At 54.0% G+C, this 20,292-nt stretch carries 15 protein-coding genes and 1 pseudogene; 7 read left to right on the top strand and 9 right to left on the bottom strand.

Annotated elements, in window-relative coordinates; all coding sequences use genetic code 11:
• Positions 1–22: 22 nt before the first annotated feature.
• On the bottom strand, positions 23–910 hold the full coding sequence (gene glyQ / locus IGQ16_RS00860; RefSeq protein WP_024124173.1) for a glycine--tRNA ligase subunit alpha: 888 nt from the start codon (positions 908–910) through the stop codon (positions 23–25).
• 4 nt (positions 911–914) lie between these two features.
• Positions 915–1,625: a phosphoadenosine phosphosulfate reductase gene (gene cysH / locus IGQ16_RS00855; protein WP_024124172.1), complete on the bottom strand. Its 711-nt coding sequence runs from the start codon at positions 1,623–1,625 to the stop codon at positions 915–917.
• Between the two features lie 287 nt (positions 1,626–1,912).
• Between cysH and IGQ16_RS00850 the strand changes: the two genes are divergently transcribed.
• Positions 1,913–2,056, top strand: coding sequence for a hypothetical protein (locus tag IGQ16_RS00850; RefSeq protein ID WP_157869628.1), 144 nt, complete (start codon positions 1,913–1,915; stop codon positions 2,054–2,056).
• A gap of 127 nt (positions 2,057–2,183) precedes the next feature.
• Here the strand turns inward: IGQ16_RS00850 and IGQ16_RS00845 are convergent, their stop codons facing one another.
• The gene (locus IGQ16_RS00845; protein WP_297059914.1) at positions 2,184–2,885 is read right to left on the bottom strand and encodes a YggS family pyridoxal phosphate-dependent enzyme; all 702 of its coding nucleotides are present in this window, start codon (positions 2,883–2,885) and stop codon (positions 2,184–2,186) included.
• Between the two features lie 117 nt (positions 2,886–3,002).
• Between IGQ16_RS00845 and IGQ16_RS00840 the strand changes: the two genes are divergently transcribed.
• Positions 3,003–4,388, top strand: a complete 1,386-nt coding sequence (locus IGQ16_RS00840; protein ID WP_297059884.1) for a hypothetical protein — start codon at positions 3,003–3,005, stop codon at positions 4,386–4,388.
• Positions 4,389–4,495: 107 nt separating this feature from the next.
• Here the strand turns inward: IGQ16_RS00840 and IGQ16_RS00835 are convergent, their stop codons facing one another.
• Complete coding sequence (locus IGQ16_RS00835) at positions 4,496–5,674, bottom strand: DNA double-strand break repair nuclease NurA (protein ID WP_297059882.1); 1,179 nt, start codon at positions 5,672–5,674, stop codon at positions 4,496–4,498.
• Between the two features lie 115 nt (positions 5,675–5,789).
• On the opposite strand from IGQ16_RS00835, the gene dxr reads away from it, so the two are divergent.
• Positions 5,790–6,977: a 1-deoxy-D-xylulose-5-phosphate reductoisomerase gene (dxr, locus tag IGQ16_RS00830; protein WP_024124169.1), complete on the top strand. Its 1,188-nt coding sequence runs from the start codon at positions 5,790–5,792 to the stop codon at positions 6,975–6,977.
• Positions 6,978–7,018: 41 nt separating this feature from the next.
• Positions 7,019–8,227, top strand: coding sequence for a 4-hydroxy-3-methylbut-2-enyl diphosphate reductase (locus tag IGQ16_RS00825; protein ID WP_297059880.1), 1,209 nt, complete (start codon positions 7,019–7,021; stop codon positions 8,225–8,227).
• Here the strand turns inward: IGQ16_RS00825 and rlmB are convergent.
• From rlmB to sat, 4 genes are all read right to left on the bottom strand, one after another.
• A complete protein-coding gene (gene rlmB, locus IGQ16_RS00820; protein ID WP_024124167.1) occupies positions 8,224–9,111 on the bottom strand; it encodes a 23S rRNA (guanosine(2251)-2'-O)-methyltransferase RlmB in 888 nt (295 codons plus the stop codon). The two genes, IGQ16_RS00825 and rlmB, sit on opposite strands and share 4 nt — an antisense overlap.
• 27 nt (positions 9,112–9,138) lie before the next feature.
• A complete protein-coding gene (locus IGQ16_RS00815; protein WP_297059878.1) occupies positions 9,139–10,458 on the bottom strand; it encodes an META domain-containing protein in 1,320 nt (439 codons plus the stop codon).
• 76 nt (positions 10,459–10,534) lie between these two features.
• The gene (locus IGQ16_RS00810; protein WP_297059876.1) at positions 10,535–12,094 is read right to left on the bottom strand and encodes a glycoside hydrolase family 3 N-terminal domain-containing protein; all 1,560 of its coding nucleotides are present in this window, start codon (positions 12,092–12,094) and stop codon (positions 10,535–10,537) included.
• A gap of 1,246 nt (positions 12,095–13,340) precedes the next feature.
• Positions 13,341–14,537 (bottom strand): sulfate adenylyltransferase, encoded by a 1,197-nt coding sequence (sat, locus tag IGQ16_RS00805; protein WP_297059874.1) that lies wholly within the window; start codon positions 14,535–14,537, stop codon positions 13,341–13,343.
• A gap of 66 nt (positions 14,538–14,603) precedes the next feature.
• Between sat and IGQ16_RS00800 the strand changes: the two genes are divergently transcribed.
• The 3 genes from IGQ16_RS00800 (at position 14,604) to IGQ16_RS00790 (ending at position 19,525) form a co-directional block, all read left to right on the top strand.
• Entirely contained in the window at positions 14,604–15,530 is a 927-nt protein-coding gene (locus IGQ16_RS00800) for an alpha/beta fold hydrolase (protein WP_297040803.1), read from the top strand.
• Between the two features lie 55 nt (positions 15,531–15,585).
• Positions 15,586–17,016, top strand: a complete 1,431-nt coding sequence (locus IGQ16_RS00795; protein WP_367116104.1) for a sodium/glutamate symporter — start codon at positions 15,586–15,588, stop codon at positions 17,014–17,016.
• An 82-nt stretch (positions 17,017–17,098) separates the two neighbouring features.
• Complete coding sequence (locus tag IGQ16_RS00790) at positions 17,099–19,525, top strand: sucrose synthase (protein ID WP_297059870.1); 2,427 nt, start codon at positions 17,099–17,101, stop codon at positions 19,523–19,525.
• A 57-nt stretch (positions 19,526–19,582) separates the two neighbouring features.
• On the opposite strand, the pseudogene IGQ16_RS00780 reads toward IGQ16_RS00790, so the two are convergent.
• Positions 19,583–20,207, bottom strand: a pseudogene (locus IGQ16_RS00780) (response regulator transcription factor).
• Positions 20,208–20,292: the final 85 nt, after the last annotated feature.

The raw sequence follows: 20,292 nt of genomic DNA, 5'->3' as shown, positions 1-20,292 counted from the left end.
ATGCTCCTTAGAGAATTGTGACTTAGGGGGCGATCGGCGCCGGCTCCTTCAGCAGTGGAAACCCCAGAGCTTCCCGTTGTTGGACATAGGCTTGGGCGACCCGCCGGGCCAAGCCGCGAATGCGACCAATGTAGCGCGTACGCTCTGCCACCGAAATGACACCGCGGGCATCCAGCAGGTTAAAGGTGTGGGAACACTTGAGCACATAATCCAAACTGGGCAGTACCAACTGCTTTTCCAGAAGCTGCTCCGCCTCCTGCTGGTAGAGACTAAAAAGGGTGAACAATCGTTCCGGGTCGGAGGCTTCAAAGTTGTAGGTGGATTGCTCAATTTCTCCTTGGAGATGGACATCGCCATAGGTGAGGGTAGAGTTCCATCGGATACTGGCGATCGCATCCACCTCCTGGAGATACATTGTCAACCGTTCTAGGCCGTAGGTAATCTCAATGGAAACCGGCCGACAATCCAGACCACCACACTGCTGGAAGTAGGTAAACTGTGTCACTTCCATGCCATCTAGCCACACCTCCCAGCCTACGCCCCACGCGCCAACGGCAGCATCCTCCCAGTTGTCTTCGACAAAGCGAATGTCATGGTCTGGGGGGCGAATGCCAAGGGCGCGCAGTGACTCCAAATAAATCTCTTGGATATTATCAGGAGAGGGCTTAATCAGCACTTGGTACTGGTAGTAGTACTGATAGCGGTTGGGATTCTCGCCATAGCGGCCATCCGCTGGCCGCCGACAGGGTTCGACATAGGCCACTGCCCAAGGTTCAGGTCCGAGGGCACGTAAAAAGGTATGGGGGCTTTTGGTACCGGCGCCTTTTTCCACATCGTAGGGCTGAGCAATCAGGCATCCCTGAGCCGCCCAAAATTGGTGCAGTGTGGCAATAACGTCCTGAAAGTACATGGGCTTAGATGTGAATCCCGCACTCAGTTTTGCCCATGCCGCGCCAGCGACCTGCCCGTTCATCTTCGCCATCGGCGATAGGGGTGGTGAGGGGTTCATCGCCAATGCTGGCATAGCCGCGATCGTGGAGGGGATTGTAAATCACCCCGTGCTCCATCACATAGGCCCAAGTTTGTTTACGTGTCCAAGCAGCAAGGGGATTAATTTTCAGACGACCCTCTTTGTCCAGTTCCACATAGGGCATATTGGCACGGGTGACCGCTTGGTCTCGACGCCGTCCCGTAATCCAAGCCACAGTATTCAGTTCTGCCAAGCCCCGTTGCAGCGGTTCAATTTTAGTGAGATGGTGAAACTGCTCAACATTGGTTTCCCAAAGCTTGTCGCCATAGCGGGCAGCAAAGGCTTCGCGGCTGTCAACATCGGGGGTTTTGTAGGTGCGCAAATCCAGACCGTATTTTTCCTTGGCCTGCTGCACAAATGCTAGGGTCTCGGCAAAGTGATGCAGTGTGTCCAAAAAGAGAACGGGCACCGGCGGATTGGGGCGCAGATCACGGTAGAGGAGGTCTGTAATCACCATGTCATCCACGTTAAAGGCACTGGTCTGCACCAGCCCCTGGGGAATTGCGGTGACGGCCCATGCCAAAATGTCACGAGGGTGTGCCCCTTCAAAGCGTTGGTTGAGGGCATCGAGGTCAAAGCTTAGGGATGCGGCCATAGGCGGTGTTAGCAGGGTTTTAGAAAGCATCCTTTAGCTTACCAAAGAATTGGGTCTAAGGACCCGCCCTGCTACGCACGACCACCGGTCTAAGGGACAGCTTTATTTTTCTTTGTTTTGTGATAAAGCGCTGCCATGTTAATCAGTTAATCAGAGGAGCCAAGTCCCTCTGAAAGTCTAACAGCAACCTATAGACTGAGCAGATCTTCGGTGCGTGGTGGCATCTAAGCAATGCCGTCTACACCCGCCCTTTACTGCCGGCTTACCATCCAGCAGGCAAGCTCATCATGTCCATTGGCCAATGCCACCTACAGGATGAATTCATTGCCCCCGCCGCGGCTGAGCGTCGGGTCTATCTGCTGCTGGGCATCACTGTCAAAATCGGCCTTGGTAGCAAAAATGCGGCCCACCTTGCTCTCGGCTGGTCCTAAGCTGCGGGAGTCACCACCGATTCTGAGCATGACAATCAACACTGTGATGGCCTTGAGCTTTGATCGCCGGGCAGTTTTCTTTTTTCACCACTGGAGACGATTTCAGAACCAATCCCTTGCAAGGGCATTACTCCTGCCGAATTGCTAACGCCGATTGGCGATCGCCAAAAATAGCCGTACCAATGCGCACCATCGTTGCGCCGGCCTGCACCGCCAGGGGATAGTCTTGGGTCATCCCCATCGAATACTCCTGCCACTGGAGCTGCTGCCATGGCTTTGTGCTCAGTTCCTCACCCCAAGCCCGCAATTCCTGAAATACTTGCAACTGTTCTGAGGGGGCCAACCCCAAGGGCAGAATGGTCATCAGACCACAGCAGCACAGATGGGAGAGAGCATCCAGGTGGGGCAGGGCGGCCTCTAGCTCTGATTTTTCCCAGCCATATTTTTGGGGGTCGGGGCGGAGTTTTACCTGCAAGAGACAGCGGGGACTGGCTGCCCCCGTCTCCTTGAGGAGGGTATCGATCCGCTCGGCCAACTTCCAGCGGTCAACGGTGTGAATCCAATCAAAGAGTTGCAGCGCCTGCCGTACTTTATTTGTTTGCAAATGGCCAATCAGATGCCATGTAATATCCGTGAGGTCAGCCAATTCAGCGCGTTTGCTGGCAGCTTCCTGCACGCGACTTTCGCCAAAATCCCGAATGCCGGCCTCATAGGCAGCACGAATCGCAGCCGCTGGCATAAACTTGCTGACGGCAATCAGGCGGACCTGGGGGGGCAGCGTTGATTTGAGGTGGCTGGCGCGATCGCGAATTTCAGCAGCGGATAACACAGGCAATGTCTGGGCAAGGATGCTTTTTGATCGTAAAACCCTGTTGCAAAAAGTGAAACCATGGCAGGATTGCCAGTCTCGTTGACTAGGCTAGGGGGTAGGATTCAGAACACTTCTATGGCTGTGCCCCTCAAGCTCTCCCTTGGCCTCATTGGTTTACTCGCTCTTGGCCCTCTTTTAGGGGGGGAGTTGCTCTCCCCAGGAAAAAACTGGATGTCTGCCGCCCAAGGTCAACCCAATTGGGGCATTGAATCAGCCCCAACCCCATCCCCTCAACCCGACTCCCCACCGCGCGTTTCTGTGGCTGACTACGATCGCTACCACGAAGTGATTGAGCGCACCCGCAGCATGATCCACAACCCAGAGGCGCAGCGCCTTGCCCAGCAGTATGGCTTGAATATTCTTGACATCACCTGGGAAGACACGGCTCGCTACCACAACTCTGCTGTGGGTCCCAATATCAGCGATATGACAATTCAAATCCAGCAGTACAACCCACGCACCAAGGGGTATGAACTGAGTCTGATGCCAGTGATTCGCTTTCCCAACTTTAGCGATCGCACGGCCGATATTCCCCTCGAACGCTTCTTTATCTTTGTGGGCAATGAAAAGGGCCAGTCGCTCCAGCGGGTCAACCTCAAGGAATTCCTCGGTAACTTCCGCAACTATCTCCACAACCCGCGCTCGTGGGCGGGGAATGGGCGCTCCCTTTTGGCGGATCGTGATAGCCATGTGCTGGTGAGTGCCCAAGCCTGTTTCCTACCGATTCCACCCCAAGGGGAAGCCACCTTTAACCCCGTCCTCTTTAACTACCAGAGCTACGAAAAAAATCCAGCGGTTTTAGCAATTCTCGTCACCCGCCAAGGTACCAGTGCCACCGTCATTGACAATCAGCGGGATGCCTTTGCAGCCGGCCAAACCTGGGGACAGCGGTTATTTTTCAACAAGAATGGCGAACGGGCAAGTCTGGTGGGACAACGCGCCAGTGATTTTGGCGTCAGCAGCGGCGGTAGGGAAATGACCTCTGCCCAAGCGGAAGCCGCGGGGATGAATATGGTGATGCTGATCCAAGTGCCTCTGAAGCAACCCCCGTGGCCACGACCGGCGATGCCCTTTTTCCCGATGGCCGCCCCCACTTTGATGAAAGCCGCACCCAGCGCTGGTCGCTCCAATGTAGAGGCGGCAGTAATTAGCTATGGCGCGGTGGAAGGCCCCTTCACTGAAATTGATAACCTGCCCATCGAGCGAGATCCCCGCTTCCCAATCCGTGTGACGGTGCAATTCTATAAGGCGACCGACAATGGCGTTGTCTCTGCTAAGGATATGCGCCACATCAAGGATCAAATTGCCAAGGTCTATAGCAATGCCGATTATGTCGGTAGCCTCGTCATCGATGGTGATACGGGTCGCCCCACGGAATACACAGGCAGCAAGCAGGAACCCCGCGGCTGGTGGGAAGACTTCTGGCAACGCCACCAACAAAACTACGGGTCAGACCCGTGAGGAAGCCCTAGAAATGTTCCGGCATTGCGGGGCAAAGACTGGCTGTTAAGGTCACAATGGGAATTGGAACAAGCACTAAAGGCGCTGCACCATTCACCCCCATAAAGCTAGCGCCGCTGCTGCTTACTCACCCATTTGCGGCTAAAGCGCAGTTCTATGCCTACGCCCTCTGCCCAGACTTGTAGTTGCTTGAGGAACGCCTGGCGATCGCTCCCCTGGAGAACGGCCACTTGATCGGCAACCTCAAGGGCATAGGGATAGCCCTGACCCGTAATCAGTTCGCCACAGAGCCAGCGAATTACCACCTCCAGTAGTCCTGCTTCGTAGATCCACAGGGGGAGTTCAACACGTACCGGATAGCCTTGATGAGCCTTGAGGTAGCAAAAGCCAATACCCCTGGTCCAAGCCCCATAATTTTCAAGGATACCGCCGCGATCGCAGATAAACAGAGGGGAGCGATCGCCCCACTGGGTCAAAACAGTGTTCAAGAGTTGGGCATCGCAGAGGTGCGGGCTAGGGGGGAGGCGATCCAGATGTCCCAAGAGGGTCACTAAATCCCGGGCTTGGGAGCTATCAATGTAGGCGAGCAGTGGAATCCGTTGCTCCCAACTAGCCTCTAGGGTCTGGCAGAGAGCTGCCACATATCGCCCCTGCCATTGGGGGGTATAGGACTCCGCAAACGTGGCCACAAAAGAGCCATCAAACAGTAGCAACGCGGGTGCGGTTACCTCGGCCATGCGCTCCCGTAGCGTTTTTAATTCCAGTTCAAAACGGCGCAGGTGAATGTAGCGCTCGTGGAGGCGGTATGTTTGGGGTTGAGCCAGTTCTGTCTCTGCTTGGCGCAGTTCCGCTGGTGTGATCAGTTCAAGGGCAATTTCCTTGGCGTAGGGGCGATCGCGCCGATGGTGATTGAGGAACCAGCCCGCCTGTACCACACCCACGGGCAAAAATAGCTCCTCACTGGGAACCATCTGGGAGCCATCCACCGCAACAGTGGTGACCTCCATGAGTTGGGCCATTGCCCACCCCTGTGCTGCCTGCCGATGGGGCCACTGTACCCCCAAGGGAATGCACCACCCCTGATTCCAAGGTTCAATGGGACGTGCCCCCCAATGGGTAATCTGCGGATCAATGGCAGCGGTAACCTTAGGAATCGTTTGTTGCTGCCATCTCCCTAGGGCCTCTTGATAGGCCTGTCGCACCTCAGCAAAGGCAGTGTCATACCTGAGAAATTCATCCTTTTTATCATTCAGTTGCTGCAGCAGTTGGGAAAGGGGTAACACCATAACTGGGAAAGACTCAAGAAACGCCTGTTGCTATTCTCATCGGAATAGGTATGGGTTTGCCTTGTGTCCCCTCCTGCGGTAGATATTAAGGTGTCCACTGACCCTCCCAAAAATTGTGAAGGCACTCAATCTCCTTGGCTCCACCGGCTCCATTGGTACGCAAACCCTTGACATCGTTGCCCAATATCCTGATCGCTTTCGCGTGGTTGGCCTTGCTGCCGGGCGCAACCTGGAGCGACTGATTCCCCAAATTCGCCAATTTCAGCCCGAGATTGTCAGTATTGCCGATCCTGAACAATTGCCGGAGCTAGAGGCGGCATTGGCTGATCTGCCCCAAAAACCGCAACTAGTGGCTGGGGAAGCGGGTATTGCAGCGGTGGCCGCCTATGGAGATGCCGAAGTTGTCGTCACGGGCATTGTCGGCTGTGCCGGTCTGGTGCCGACGATCGCCGCCATTAAAGCGGGCAAAGATATTGCCCTAGCCAATAAGGAAACGCTGATTGCCGGTGGTCCTGTGGTCTTGCCGCTGCTTCAGGAGTACGGTGTCAAGCTGCTGCCTGCTGATTCTGAGCACTCCGCTATTTTTCAGTGTTTGCAGGGGGTGCCCGAAGGCGGATTGCGGAAAATCATTCTCACGGCCTCAGGAGGCGCCTTTCGCGATTGGCCAGTGGAGAAACTCGCCCAGGTGACGGTGGCCGATGCCCTCAAACATCCCAACTGGTCGATGGGGCCAAAAATTACCGTGGACTCGGCAACCTTGATGAATAAAGGCCTAGAGGTGATTGAGGCCCATTACCTCTTCGGCATGGACTACGACAATATCGAGATTGTCATCCATCCCCAAAGTATTATTCACTCCCTGATTGAGTTGCAGGATACCTCGGTGCTGGCGCAGTTGGGCTGGCCGGACATGCGCTTGCCCTTGTTATATGCCCTCGCTTGGCCCGAGCGCATCCCCACCAATTGGTCGCCCTTAGACTTAGTGAAGGCGGGGGATTTGACCTTCCGATCGCCCGATCACCAAAAGTATCCCTGTATGGGACTGGCCTATGCTGCTGGTCGTGCTGGGGGGGCCATGCCGGCAGTCCTCAACGCCGCCAATGAACAGGCGGTAGCCCTCTTTATTGCCGAGGCGATTTCGTTCCTTGAGATTCCCCGCCTCATTGAGATGGCCTGCGATCGCTACTCTGCTCAAAACATCACTAATCCCACCCTAGAGGATATTTTGGCCGCCGATCGCTGGGCGCGAGCAACGGTGCAGGAGTTAGCCCAGCGGGGCGTCAGCCCCATGGTTGCTCTCTAGAGTGTGTCAAAATACCATCAGATTGCCTCAGAGGAGAACCAATGGATACCCGCGCATTCAAGCGATCGCTACACAGTTCAGAAAACTACCACCGCAAAGGCTTTGGCCACAGCGAGGCAGTGAACCAGCAGCTCCAAGGGGAGTATCAAAGTTCTCTGATTCAGCAAATCCGCGCCAATGGCTATCGCTGGCAGCAGGGGGATGTGACGATTCGCTTAGCGGCAGCCTTTGGCTTTTGTTGGGGAGTTGAACGTGCCGTTGCCCTGGCCTATGAAACCCGTACCCACTTTCCTACAGAGCGCATTTGGATCACTAATGAAATTATCCATAACCCCTCCGTGAATGAGCGCCTACGGCAAATGGCCGTGGAATTTATCCCCCTTGTGAATGGGGTAAAGGACTTTAGTGAGGTGCGCCCGGGGGATGTGGTGATTTTGCCGGCCTTTGGTGCCAGTGTCCAAGAAATGCAATTGCTCAATGAGCGCGGCTGCACGATTGTGGATACCACCTGCCCATGGGTCTCGAAGGTGTGGCACAGTGTTGAGAAGCACAAAAAGGTAAGTTTCACCTCGATCATTCACGGTAAATACAACCACGAAGAAACCATTGCCACCAGTTCCTTTGCCGGCGCGTATTTGATTGTGCTCAACCTAGAGGAAGCCCGCTATGTCTGCGATTACATTCTCCAGGGGGGCGATCGCGCCGCATTTATGGCCAAGTTTGCCAAGGCCTGTTCCCCTGGCTTTGACCCTGATCGCGATCTGGTGCGGGTCGGCATTGCCAACCAAACAACGATGCTCAAGGGGGAAACAGAGCAAATCGGCAAACTCTTTGAGCGTACGATGATCCAAAAATACGGGCCCGATCGCCTCAATGAGCACTTTATGAGCTTCAATACGATTTGCGATGCCACCCAAGAACGCCAAGATGCAATGCTCAGCTTGGTCAAGGAACCCTTGGATCTAATGGTGGTCATAGGTGGCTACAACTCCTCGAATACCACCCACCTGCAGGAAATTGCCATTGAGCATGGGATTCCCTCCTACCACATTGATTCTGCCGATCGCATTGGGCCGGGAAATCGCATTGAGCACAAGCCCCTGCATCAGAATCCCACCGTGGCTGAAAACTGGCTGCCCGATCGCCCGATCACGATTGGCATTACCTCCGGTGCCTCCACCCCCGATAAGGTGGTTGAGGAGGTTCTCAATAAAATTTTTGCCCTGCGGTCTGTGGCAACAGTGTCCTAGCCCTGGGGTCCCTGGGTCAAATCCCAAGCGGGCGATCGCTGACAACTGATCTCGTAGAGGGCAATCCCCACCGCCACTGAGGCATTGAGGCTACTGGTGCGCCCTGCCAAGGGAATGGCAACAATTTCGTCGCAATGCTTTTGCGTTTGCAGGCTAATCCCATCCCCTTCACTGCCAACCACAAAAACGGTGGGGCGATCAAAGGTGATTTTCGGTAGGGGCACAGCGCCGCGCTCCGAGAGGCCATAGATCCAATAGCCCGCTGCCTTCAGGGTTTCAAGGGCTTGGTTGAGGTTGATCACCCGTGCCACCGGTAAATACTCCAAGGCGCCTGCGGCTGCTTTGGCCACGGTTGCGGTAATACCCACTGCCCGTCGTTGGGGAATAATCACCCCCTGCATCCCTAGGGCCTCTGCAGTGCGGATCATGGCACCAAGATTTTGCGGATCCGTAATGCCATCAGCGGCCAATAGCACCGGTTGATTCACGGTTGCAGCCTTGGCCAACAGATCCTCAAGGGACCAATAGTTATAGGCAGCCACCTGAATGGCGATCCCCTGATGTCGTCCCCGCTGGCAGAGTTGATCGAGGCGCTCCGGAGTGACGGTATCAATAATTGCTCCCTGCTGTTTGGCTTCATTCAAGCGTTGATGAAAACGCGGATCGTAGCGCAGCGAAGGAATCACCCAAATACGGTTGCAGGGACGGCCACTTTCAAGGGCTGAGAGCACCGCATGGCGACCATAGAGGAGTTCGGGGGCATCCTCCACCGGGGCAGTTGGGGGTGCCTTCTGAATTGGTTTGGCTGGAGTGCGTCGCTGGGGGCGAGGAGGGCGGGTCGCTGTCGGGCGATTTTTTTTGCGGGGACGAGGTTTCTCGGTCATGAAGAATCACTCAATGGCAGATCTTCCCTAGGGTGTTCGCTGAAACATCGCAAGGGGGCGATCGCCATCATAGAACGTCAATGTATTTCCCTCAATGCGGTAGCGGTTCGTTTGCTCGAGGCTCTGCAAAAACGACATCTCTATCCTTTGTGCCCATGGACCCATACAGGCTCGCCGCGTTGTCGCAACTGCTGAAAACCGCAATTGCTGGGCATTGACGCTGTAGCCACTGGTAAAGTTATTACAGCCACTGAAACCTGTTGCTTGCTGGGCACTGGGATCAAACTCAATAAACACGGTATCCATGGGATTACGCGGTGGCAGCGGCGGATTCCCGAGGCGCTGAAGTTGCCAGCGGCCACTGAGGGGACTTGCAGTCGCACCCGCTTCAAAGGTCAACAATAGGCGATTACCCTCAAAAAGTTGCAGGGTATTTCCTTGAATACGGTAGCGGTTGGTGCGGTTGAGGCCCTGTAGCATCTGGGTTTCCACACTCTGAAGCTGTTCTTGGCCACAGCGACGTTGGCTGGTTGCTAAGGGGGCAAAAAGGAGACGTGGGCCGTTGGCGATGTAGCCACCATTAAAATGATTACAGCCAGTAAAGCCATTGGCACGGCGGTTGGCACCCTCAAACTCAATGAAGGCGGTATCCACTGGCACGGCTTCATTAGCGATGCGCCTGAGACGCCACCGCTGACCGCTAAGGCTGAGGTCCGGACCGCTGAGGCTCAGGTCGGGAGGGTGATTCCCCGTTGCTTGTGTGGAAACGACCACCGGCACTAAGCGCGGCAGAGGCAGTAGTCCCCCTTCAAGGCGATAGGTTACGGTACTGATGCGACTGGGGCAACAGAGGGGATCATTGGGGTGATAGCGGGCAAAGTCTGCGGTGAAGGTGCCATCACTTTGGAACTTGACCTTGCCAAGGAACGAGCCATCGGCACGGGAATCCATGAGATTTGGCGACAATGTTCCCAAGTAACGTCCCCGGGCAAAAACAAAGGCCTGATACCCCATCGGGCGACACATACCATCAAAACTAGTATTACCAAGGATAATTTCCACATTCTGATGGCGAATGGGTGTGCCCACCAGATACCAGCCCCGCTGTTGGATCAGGCGATCGGCCATGGATTGGGGAGAACGCAGTGTGCTGCGACAGCGGTTCAACTCACTGGGATCCGGATTGCCCCGCGGGGGAATGTCTAGGAGAGGCAGGCTGGGATTCCAGTTACGCAGCGGTTGATCGAGCCAAGACTGGGGAGCTGCAAAACTCATGGGGGCGATCGCTAGGGTTGTGGCAACTGTGTAGAGAGTTGCCAAGCCAGCCACCGTAGGAAACTTCATCATGGCACCAAATCCTAGGGGGTATCTCTAGGGACGTGAAAGCAGTATAGGGGTTTCCTATGGATTCCCTCACAAAAGATCAAGAAACCTTTAGTAAGTACGCCAGCGCCAGACCTTGGGCAATGCTGTAGTGTCCATAGCTAAAGACGCGGGGCACCTTGGGGTGAAGCCACTGGGTTATCTCCTGGTAGGCATAGGGACTGCCATAAACCACCAGACCCGCCAGTTGATTTTGGGTTTGCAGTTGTTCGAGGGTGGCGATCGCTGGCGCACTTAAACCCGCTTTGCCTCGGAAAGGATTGCCGCGACTAAACACCTGCACTAAGGTCGGTGCCTTGGGCAAGGCCTCAATCATCGTCAGGGGTGTTTGCTGATCAACCACCAGTCGTTGGCTAAATCCCCAAGTGGGAGGCAGGGTGAGGGCTGGAGAGGTACGGCTCAAAAAACTCGCCTGTAGGGCATCATCCACAATCAGACAATTGACCCCAGAGGTCACTGCTGGCAAGGCGGGGCCGGCACGCTCAAGACTCTCTTGGGCAATAGTGGTGGCCACCTCAACTGCTGGTGTGGTTTGGAAATAGTCTAACTGCAATGCCAAGGGCTGAAGGCGATCCTTTGCAGCTTGGATGCGGGCTACGGCAGCCTGAATGCGTTCAGAAGGAATCCGCCCTGACTCAACGGCAGCAACCACTGCTTCAATGGCTGCTGGGGGATCTGAGGGCATGAGCAAAATATCGGCACCGGCTTCTACAGCTTTGACGGCGGCTTCGGCGGTACCGTAGGCGTTGGCGATCGCCCCCATGACCAGGGCATCGGTGACAATTAGCCCCCTGAACCCCATCTGTTGGCGCAAAATTCCCGTGAGAATTGGGGGAGACAGGGTGGCGGGCCGCTCGGCATCCAAGGCAGGTAGGTGGACATGGGCACTCATGACAGCATCCACCCCTGCAGCAATGGCAGCAATAAAGGGCGGCCATTCAATGGCTTGCAGGCGATCGCGATCGTGGGGCATCACGGGTAGCTCTAAATGGGAATCCGTTGCCGTATCCCCATGGCCGGGAAAATGTTTTGCCGTTGTTAGCACTGGATGGGTACGTGCCCCTTGGATGAAAGCGGTTGCCAGAGCACTCACAATGTCTGGCTCCTCGCCAAAGGCACGCACATTAATCACTGGGTTCGCGGGATTGTTATTCACATCCACCACTGGGGCAAGCACCCAATTTAAGCCAATGGCTAAAGCCTCAGCTGCGGTGTGGGCTCCCATTGCCCTAGCCAGCTCAACCGCCCGTTGTGGATTCTTTTTGGCAATGGCTCCCAAAGCCGCCGGCGGCGGAAATTGCGTCGCACCACTGAAGCGTTGGCCGACCCCCTCCTCAATATCCGCTGCGAGTAATAGGGGAATCGTCGCCCAAGATTGAAGCTGCTGACAGCGTTCTGCCACTTCGACGGCACTGCCCCCCAAGAGAATCACCCCGCCTACTCCCCAGTCTTTAATCCAGTGTTTTAAGGTGTTTTGGGGCGGCTCCCAAGCGGGATACTGAATCTGGCGATCGTAGAGGTAGCCACTGGCTCGCACAACCACCATTTGCGCCACCTGCGAGCGCAGCGAAAGATCAGAAAGAGGGGGAAGAAATGTCATGGGTGGAATCGCATTGAGAACAGAATTTCACAAATCAATAACTTCCTTATTCAGGATATAAAAAATTGTCTCAAACTCTCTCAGGCAACGGGTCTGATTTTTTATACTAAAAGTACAGCCTTTAGAGTCCTTTTCTATGGATGGGCTGCAGGCGGGAAAACGATCTTCTCCTATAGGAGCTTTCCCGGTTGTGAGTGTGTTCCATGCATGGGAAAAGGGCTATACCTAATGGCCCGGAGACAAAGTCCGATCCCGTTGCTCCGGTAGAGCAAGTTTCGAGTTTTTCCTGCGGTGTTCATTCATTCAGCCACAGGCGGAAGCCTAAATCGCTTTCTTTAGGAGTTGACCTATGTTAAGAGCAATACGTGAGAAACTGCAAAGTATGATGGTCTTTTTGATGGAGGCATTTGGACGCATCTTCACCCCGCGGAATGATCACTATCCTTCCACAGGAGCACAGCCCTTCACGGGGACACCCGCCCGTAAGAGCTAGTTACTGTCTTGCGCAAGCAGAACCCCTATAGAGACTTTACAGGTAAAAATAACCAGTATAGTTCTGCATCAGCTCCGCCATAGTGGCAAGAAGGGGGCGGGTGCAGTTTTTTATGAGCTGGGGGCGATCGCCCCAACTGTTAAAAGCAGAGATAATGTTCGGTCGAAAAATACCACCAAAAGGGCGCAACCACTAAATCTAACGGCATATTGCAGAATCAGTTAAGGAATATTTCAGATATTGAATTTTCAGTTAACATTTGAGGATTCCCAAAGGGCTATGCTAACTTAAAAGTAGGCACAGAAAGAAAGGTTAACGATAAGAGTGAACTTAAGGCTTGTGCCTCCCAGTCCTTGAGTTCAGGATAAAGCAAAGTTACTCCAAGATAAATCTCACTCCTGTCTTGCGGGTAACATCAAAATTAATCCTTTGAGCTTCACCGTTGTGTATTTGTCCTCTCGCTTTATCCAGCCTTATCGTTTGTGTGGTTACTGCCGAAGTCCCCATCCTGTGTCCATGGGAGTTAAGGCAAAGCTAGGTAACCTCCCAATATCCGAGGTCGTCAACGTTGACAGCAATTCAGTACCTAGTGTCCATGCTCCAAGCCTGATCGGTTAAGATCGCCGAGTGGGGTTTGAGTCGCCAGTTGAAACCACAAGTTGTCCACCTTAGTTGTTGAGTTACTCTATCGTCGTTGCTAACTTCTTAGGGGTCTTGCTGCCGTCAGCTTGACCCCCTCGTTTTATTTTTGGGCTATGGCGTGGGTTGCGGTTGTCGCATAGCGCGTGCCAGTTCTGCTGCAACTTCTGGCCGCGAAAACTCTGGAGGCGGCAATTCTCCTCGGCGCAGCATTTCCCGTACCTTAGTCCCTGAGAGGTGAATGCGCTCTTCAGGTTTGCTGGGACTCGTTTTACTGGTGGCCATCGACTGAGTGCGGGTGCAGTAGAAGGCGTGCTCAAACTTCAAGGGAATAATCCCCAAGGCCCCTGGATCAAATTCATCAAAGATATGTTGGGCATCGTAGGTGCCGTAGTAGTCTCCCACGCCAGCGTGGTCGCGACCAACGATGAAATGGGTACAGCCATAGTTTTTGCGGACGAGGGCATGGAAAATTGCCTCCCGTGGCCCTGCATAGCGCATGGCTGCCGGATTGATCGCTAGAATCACCCGATCTTTGGGAAAATAGTGGTCCAACACAATTTCATAGCAGCGCATCCGCACGTCCGCAGGAATGTCATCTTCCTTGGTGGCGCCCACAAGGGGATGCAAAAAGAGGCCATCAACGATTTCAAGGGCACATTTTTGAATGTATTCATGGGCACGGTGGATCGGGTTGCGGGTCTGAAAACCAACGATCGTCCGCCAACCTTTTTCGCGGAAAAGGGCACGGGAATCCACTGGATCAATGCAATAGTTGGGAAATTGGGGATGGGGATGTCGCTCTAGGAGCCAAATCGGACCTGCAAGGTTGACTTCTCCCTGTTCATAGACCACCTTAACGCCGGGGTGTTTGTCATCTTCGGTGCGATAGACACAGCGAGCCTCACGGCGTTTGTCATAGGTATATTTTTCGGTGAGTTCAAGAATTCCCAAAAACTGACCCGCTGCATTATCTAGGCGAATGGTTTGGCCAATTTCCAGGGGAGCCGCCACCTCAGCACTGACAGAGAGGGTAATGGGAATTGACCAGGGCAACCCATTGGTAAGATACATTTCTTCGACAACTCGCTCATAGTCGGCCTGTCCCATAAATCCCGTCAGAGGGCTAAAGCCACCAATGGCAATGAGTTCCAAGTCAGAGACAGCTCGCTCATCGAGGGTCACGCGGGGCAATTGATCGGCGCGAGCAAGCCAAGCCTGTTTTTGTTCGGGGGACAGAATACGATTGACAAGGATACCGCCGTGGGGGGCGATCGCGTCCTTTGTTTGTACGGTTGCTGATGGACTCAAGGTCGAACTCCTTTTGGGTCTGGATGAATCTGTTGCAAAACTTCATAAGATAGAAGTCATTATTGGATGAATGGGTACAGGAGACAACTGGTGGAGCCCTATCGCTATGGCGTCCAGCGGGATTGGTGCTGGCGGGGCTGGCAGAGTCGCTATGGTTTTTGGCGACCTGCTTCCAAGGGGGATCGGGGGTCTCCCGTGATCTTGCTGCACGGCTTTGGGGCATCTCTAGGGCACTGGCGGTACAATTTGCGGCTGCTGGGAGAGCATCAGCCGACCTATGCCCTTGATTTGATGGGGTTCGGGGCAGCAGAAAAGCCCATTGCGGCCTATGGTGCTGAGTTTTGGGCGGCTCAGGTTCATGCCTTTTGGCAAGGAATTGTGGGGCAACCAGCAGTGGTGGTTGGCAACTCCATTGGCGCCTTGATTGCTCTCACCTGCGCCTACCGCTACCCGCAGATGGCGGCGGGAGTGGTGATGTTGAGTCTGCCGGATCCAGCCCTGCGTGAAGAGTTGATTCCACGGGCGATCGCACCCCTTGTGGGGACAATTGAACAGATTTTTACCGCCCCTTGGCTGCTGCGCGCTCTGTTTTACACAATTCGCTGTCCTTTTATTGTCAAGCGCTGGGCCCAACTGGCCTACGCCAACCCCGCCTGTGTGGATGATGAATTGCTGGAAATTCTGCTTACCCCGGCCTACGACCGCCATAGCGATCGCGCCTTTGGGCAAATCATTCGCGCCATGAGCCGTCCAGACTTCGGACCCAGCGCCAAGAGGATGCTCAAGCGTGTGTCCCAACCCCTATTGCTGATTTGGGGAAAACAGGATCGCTTCATCCCCCCAATCCTTAGCCGGCAGTTTCAACAGGTCCAGCCAACACTGGAAGTGGTGGCGCTCGATCACAGCGGGCACTGCCCCCACGATGAACAGCCCGATCGCGTCAATGGCCTACTTTTGGATTGGTTGCGCCGCCACGAACTTTTGAGGGGTTGAGTCCTGCGGTTGCAGGCTCTATGATCACGGCAATCTTTAGGAGTTGGCATCGCAGATGTTTAGGCTAGTGACAGTTTTTTGGGCGTTTATTTTCATGGGTGTTTTGCTGCTGGGGGGGCGAATTGTGCGGCAGCGTTGGGCGCTCATGAGATCCCTCTATATGCCCAGTTCAGTGATTGCGGGCATCTTGGGACTCATCCTTGGTCCTAGTGTGCTGGGGGCGATCGCCAGCCACATTGCTCCCGCCTCGGGTTTGGTCAATGGCCTTTTTGCCGAAGATATCCGTGAAGTTTGGAAGCAATCCCCGAGTATTTTCATCAACATTGTTTTCGCCTGTCTATTTTTAGGGGAGATCATCCCTAGCCCTCGGGAAATTTGGCAGAAAGCCTCACCGCAGGTGGCCTTTGGTCAGATTCTGGCTTGGGGGCAATATGTTGTGGGTTTGCTGCTAACTTGGCTTGTTCTCACTCCCGTATTTGGCATGGATCCGATTGCTGGTGCCCTGATTGAGATCACCTTTGAGGGGGGACATGGAACTGCCGCTGGGATGGCCGATACCTTTAGGGAGTTAAACTTTAGTGCGGGTGCTGATATGGCCTTGGGCTTGGCGACGGTGGGTTTGGTCTCTGGGGTGGTTTTTGGGGTGGCACTGATTAACTGGGCACGGCGCACGGGACGCCTCCAGATCCAACCCTTGGCAGACTTCAAAGCTGAGGAGAATCCAGACCCCCATCCCCACGATGACGCAGAAACACGGCAGCGGCGCCAACAACTGCTGCGGGAGTTACTCATTGATCCTTTGTCATTAAATTTCTGTTTTGTCGGCTTGGCGATTCTTGTGGGCTGGGTGATTCTTGAGGCCCTGCGGCTCTTAGAGCGTGTCAGTTGGGGACACACGGGTTTGAAGCTCATGGCCTATGTGCCCCTATTTCCCTTGGCTCTCATCGGTGGCATTATTGTGCAGTTAATCTTGACCCGTTGGCGCAAACAGTACCTGATTAGCCGGCCACTGATTAACCACATTGGCGGTGTAGCTTTGGATGTGACGATTATTACCGCCCTGGCCACCCTCTCTTTAACGGCCATTGGTGAAAATCTCATCCCCTTTATCCTCTTGAGTTTGGGGGGAATTGGTTGGAATCTCTTTGTCATGCTCTATTTAGCGCCGCGAATTTTGCCCATGTTTTGGTTTGAGCGTGGGATTGGTGACATGGGGCAATCAATGGGAGTGACATCTACTGGATTATTGCTGATTCGTATGGTAGACCCCCGCAATCAATCGGGGGCACTGGAAAGTTTTGCCTACAAGCAAATTCTCTTTGAGCCAATTGTCGGGGGTGGGTTGTTTACTGCTGCAGCACCGATTCTGATCCGCAATTTTGGCGTTGCACCGGTGCTGGGACTGACAAGTGGCCTATTGCTGTTGTGGTTGTGGTTTGGTTTTTGGAACTATGGCCAAATCCGGCGATCGCTGGTGCAAAATTGACCCTATTCAGGGAGAAACCTAGAATGGAAACGACCCAAGCCCCTGTGCCGTCTCAAGTAAAAGCCGTGTTCTGAGTTTGCCGATGACCTCTGTGCTCCTCAAATCCGTTGTTGAAAGTGATGAACGTGCCGATCTGCGCCAGTTTTCACGCATCCTGCAACTAGGAGAAAAAGGTTATCTCCTGCGCAATGATATTCTGGATGCCTTTGCAGATTACTGTCGCAATCAAGGGCGACCTGTCCCCCCACCCTCAGAGTCACGCCTCAGTAAGCTGGTGTTCTACACCCAAGAGATCATTGTTGACAACGAAAGTCTCTGCTGGATTATTCGGCCACGGATTGCGCAGCAGGAGGTGTGTCGGCTGCTGGTGGAGGATTTGACAATTGTGCCGATGACGATCCCGGAGCTATTGGATCTGCGCGATCGCCTTGTCAATCACTACCATCCCAACGAGGGGGATGTTTTTGAAATTGATGTTCAGCCTTTCTATGACTACTCGCCGATCATCCGCGATGCCAAGAATATCGGTAAGGGGGTGGAATTTCTCAATCGTTACTTATCTAGTAAGCTGTTCCAAGACCCACGCCAGTGGCAGCAAAACCTTTTTAACTTTTTGCAAATTCACCGCTACAACGGCTATCAACTCCTGATTAATGAGCGGATTCGCTCTCCTCAACACCTCTCAGAACAGGTGAAACAAGCTCTTGTAGCCCTAAGCGATCGCGCCCCCACCGCGGCCTATAGTGAGTTTCGCTTTGAACTGCAAAATCTCGGCTTTGAACCGGGTTGGGGCAATACTGTCGCCCGGGTGCGGGACACCCTAGAAATTTTGGATCAACTCTTGGACTCTCCCGATCACCAAGTGCTGGAGGCCTTTGTCTCGCGGATTCCGATGCTCTTTCGCATTGCCCTGATTTCTCCCCACGGCTGGTTTGGCCAAGAGGGGGTGCTGGGGCGACCCGACACCGGTGGGCAGGTGGTCTATATCCTCGACCAAGTGAAAAGCCTTGAAAAACAAATGCGGGAGGATTTAGAACTGGCGGGGTTGGGGGTACTCGAGGCACGGCCTAAAATTATTGTGCTCACCCGTCTGATTCCCAACGCCGAAGGGACCCTGTGCAACCAACGCCTAGAGAAAATCTACGGCACCAATGATGCTTGGATCCTGCGGGTCCCCTTCCGGGAATTTAATCCTAAGGTGACGCAAAACTGGATTTCTCGCTTTGAAATCTGGCCCTATTTGGAAACCTTTGCCATTGATGCGGAGCGAGAGTTGCGAGCCGAGTTTGGCCATGTCCCCGACTTGATTATTGGCAACTATTCCGATGGCAACCTAGTGGCTTTCCTCTTGGCGCGGCGACTGAAGGTTACCCAGTGCAACATTGCCCATGCCCTCGAGAAATCGAAATACCTGTTTAGTAACCTCTACTGGCAGGACTTGGAGGATAAGTATCACTTCTCGCTGCAATTTACGGCGGATCTGATTGCCATGAATGCCGCCAACTTTATTATCAGCAGTACCTACCAAGAGATTGTGGGCACACCCGACAGCATCGGCCAGTACGAGTCCTATCAGTCCTTTACAATGCCCGATCTGTACCATGTGGTGAATGGCATTGAACTCTTTAGCCCGAAGTTTAATGTGGTGCCACCGGGGGTGAATGAACAAGTTTACTTTCCCTACTACCACTATACGGAGCGACTAGAGGGCGATCGCCAGCGGTTGGAGGAACTGCTCTTTACCCTTGAAGACCCGCAGCAGATCTATGGTTACTTAGAGGCTCCTGAAAAACGCCCCCTCTTTTCGATGGCACGGCTGGATCGGATTAAGAACCTCACCGGCCTAGCGGAAGCCTTTGGCCGCAGCAAAGCACTGCAGGAGCGCTGCAACTTAATTTTGGTGGCGGGCAAGTTACGCACCGCAGACTCCAGCGATCGCGAGGAAATTGCCGAGATTGAGAAGCTCTACCAAATCATCCATGAATACAATCTTCATGGCAAAATTCGCTGGCTAGGGATTCGTTTACCAAAAGCAGATTCGGGGGAAATTTATCGCATTATTGCCGATCGCCAAGGAATTTTTGTCCAGCCTGCTTTGTTTGAAGCCTTTGGCTTAACGATTCTGGAGGCAATGATCAGTGGTCTGCCCACCTTTGGTACGCGCTTTGGTGGCCCTCTGGAAATTATCCAAGATGGGGTGAATGGCTTTTATATCAACCCAACCCACTTAGAAGAAATGGCCGAAACCATCGTCCGCTTTCTGGAGGCTTGCGATCGCGATCCCCAGGAGTGGCAACGGATTTCCAAAGCCGGCATCGAGCGGGTCTATAGCACCTACACTTGGAAAATTCACTGCAGCCGCCTGCTCTCCCTTGCCAAGATCTATGGCTTCTGGAACTTCTCTTCCCAAGAAAACCGCGAAGATATGATGCGCTACATGGAAGCGCTGTTCCATCTACTCTATAAACCCCGCGCCCAAGCCCTACTGGCCGAGCACATGCAGCGGTGACACAGGCGAGTTACAGCAGCTAAGGTATTGGAGGATGCCCCTCATAAAGAGCGCAGGTCACACGTAATGATAATCGATCGCCCAGCGAGCCAACTCAGTGCGATTGTGGCAACCCGTTTTCCCTAGCATATTGCTGACGTGGCTTTCCACTGTGCGCTGACTCACGTGTAGCTCTGCAGCAATTTCACGATTCGACATTCCCCGGGCGACATATTGGAGAATTCGCGTTTCTGTGGGGGGGGGTGGGCCCAGGGGGGGCTTGTCGTCCTTGAGCCTCCCACAGGCGAGCCGTTTGTTTGAGGAGGGCTTGGATTTGGGCTAGGAGTTCATCCGGTTCAAAGGGCTTGACCAGGTAAACATCACCGCCGGTTTGCAACCCCTTAATGCGATCGTGGGTTTGCCCCTTAGCAGAGAGAAAGAGCACTGGCAACCAACTGAGGTGTGCCTGTTGTCGCACCGCACTGACAAAGCTATAGCCATCCATCTGCGGCATCATCACATCACAAATAATTAAATCTGGAGTGTGTTGCCGAAGAATTGCCAGTCCTTCATTGCCATGGGCTGCGGTGAGCACGCGATATCCCTGCATCTCAAGGTAATCCTTGACCAAGAGCACCAGGTTGGGATCGTCATCTACCAAGAGAATGGTGGCTTTTTGTCCAGAGGATGCCTCAAAGGTCATACATTTAGAACAGTCAACGGTGCTGGGGCAGAGTTTTACTGAGAATGAGCGTGCTCCTTTAGAATAGCTTATTCCTCTTGGGAGG

The organism is Thermosynechococcus sp. M3746_W2019_013, from assembly GCF_015296045.1.
Taxonomy (GTDB): domain Bacteria; phylum Cyanobacteriota; class Cyanobacteriia; order Thermosynechococcales; family Thermosynechococcaceae; genus Thermosynechococcus.
The sequence above is the reverse complement of the archived record's forward strand: the minus strand, read 5'-3'. Positions and strand labels throughout refer to the sequence as shown.

Excerpts from the sequence above, each read along its gene's own strand:
- glyQ (WP_024124173.1), bottom strand. The coding sequence starts at position 910 with ATGTACTTTCAGGACGTTATTGCCACACTGCACCAATTTTGGGCGGCT.
- cysH (WP_024124172.1), bottom strand. The coding sequence starts at position 1,625 with ATGGCCGCATCCCTAAGCTTTGACCTCGATGCCCTCAACCAACGCTTT.
- IGQ16_RS00850 (WP_157869628.1), top strand. The coding sequence starts at position 1,913 with ATGTCCATTGGCCAATGCCACCTACAGGATGAATTCATTGCCCCCGCC.
- IGQ16_RS00840 (WP_297059884.1), top strand. The coding sequence starts at position 3,003 with ATGGCTGTGCCCCTCAAGCTCTCCCTTGGCCTCATTGGTTTACTCGCT.
- IGQ16_RS00835 (WP_297059882.1), bottom strand. The coding sequence starts at position 5,674 with ATGGTGTTACCCCTTTCCCAACTGCTGCAGCAACTGAATGATAAAAAG.
- IGQ16_RS00825 (WP_297059880.1), top strand. The coding sequence starts at position 7,019 with ATGGATACCCGCGCATTCAAGCGATCGCTACACAGTTCAGAAAACTAC.
- rlmB (WP_024124167.1), bottom strand. The coding sequence starts at position 9,111 with ATGACCGAGAAACCTCGTCCCCGCAAAAAAAATCGCCCGACAGCGACC.
- IGQ16_RS00815 (WP_297059878.1), bottom strand. The coding sequence starts at position 10,458 with ATGATGAAGTTTCCTACGGTGGCTGGCTTGGCAACTCTCTACACAGTT.
- IGQ16_RS00810 (WP_297059876.1), bottom strand. The coding sequence starts at position 12,094 with ATGACATTTCTTCCCCCTCTTTCTGATCTTTCGCTGCGCTCGCAGGTG.
- IGQ16_RS00800 (WP_297040803.1), top strand. The coding sequence starts at position 14,604 with ATGAATGGGTACAGGAGACAACTGGTGGAGCCCTATCGCTATGGCGTC.
- IGQ16_RS00795 (WP_367116104.1), top strand. The coding sequence starts at position 15,586 with ATGTTTAGGCTAGTGACAGTTTTTTGGGCGTTTATTTTCATGGGTGTT.
- IGQ16_RS00790 (WP_297059870.1), top strand. The coding sequence starts at position 17,099 with ATGACCTCTGTGCTCCTCAAATCCGTTGTTGAAAGTGATGAACGTGCC.